The organism is Agrobacterium bohemicum (assembly GCF_002896715.1).
GTDB classification, from domain to species: domain Bacteria; phylum Pseudomonadota; class Alphaproteobacteria; order Rhizobiales; family Rhizobiaceae; genus Agrobacterium; species Agrobacterium bohemicum.
This window is the reverse complement of sequence record NZ_PGEL01000001.1, coordinates 1-1,010: the sequence shown is the minus strand read 5'-3', so window position 1 is coordinate 1,010 and position 1,010 is coordinate 1. Positions and strand designations below refer to the sequence as shown.

Sequence of the window (1,010 nt, the reverse complement as noted above, 5' to 3'; positions counted from 1 at the left end):
TAGGTGTTTGGTCCCAGCATGTCATGGCTTGGGGTTTGAGTGAAGATTTCAGGTTTTTTCTCACTCAGTTGCCGTATGGCTTCGAAAGGAGTTTTGAAGCGCAGGGCTTTGAGCTGTTTGGCGTAGTTGTAGGCCAGCAGCCAGTCCCTAACATGACAGCGTAAGTCTGTGATTGAGGCGTAATGGAATGATTTGACGGTCGCCTCCTTGATCGTTCTGACCATTCGCTCAGCCTGACCATTGGTCCAGGGGTGGTAAGGCTTTGTTTNCCGGTGCTCAATGCCATTTTCGACACACACCGCACCGAAGATATGACCGACAAACCCACGCTCTGCTCGTTTATCATGCTGTACGAACTGGACGCCGTTATCGGTGAGAACCGTGTGGATTTTATAGGGTGCCGTTTTGATCAGAGCCTTAAGAAAGCCGGCAGCTACGAGGTTCGTCGCTTTGCGATAAATCCTGGCAACGACGATCTTAGAGGTGCGATCGACTGCTACGAAGAGAAACGCCTTACCACCCTCGTATCGCAACTCGGCAATGTCGATGTGGAAATAGCCGATCTCGTATGTTTTGAACCGCTTGGGTTTCTCGCGGTCGGCTTTTGGTAGCCGCGAGATGCCGTGTCGTTGCAAGCAACGGTGAAGGCTGGAGCGGGACAGATGTGGGATCACGTCCTTCAGAGCGATGTAAACGTCATCCAACGGTAGCCGGGCTTTGACTCTCAAAGAAACTATCGCCGCCTCTTCCAAGGCCGTAAAACTGTACTTCGCGGCTTCTTCGGCCCCATCGCCTCATCCTCGACACCTGGTCGAGACCGCCATTTCCTTACGGTTTTCTCGTTGATGCCGTATCGCCGCGCGAGCGCCGCGACTGGAGCTTTCGATCGCTGTAATTCTGCTCGAACGGCGTGCGTCGTCTTGGCGCTGCCATGAAGAAATTGGCCCATAGAGTTTCCCTCCGTGATCGTGATAACGATACACCATCACACTCTGGGACTAAACAACTAG

Annotated in this window: 1 pseudogene; it reads right to left on the bottom strand. The window is 52.9% G+C overall.

The window, feature by feature from the left end:
• Positions 1-949: pseudogene (locus tag CUC55_RS00005) on the bottom strand (IS481 family transposase); the annotation flags it as partial.
• Positions 950-1,010: the final 61 nt, after the last annotated feature.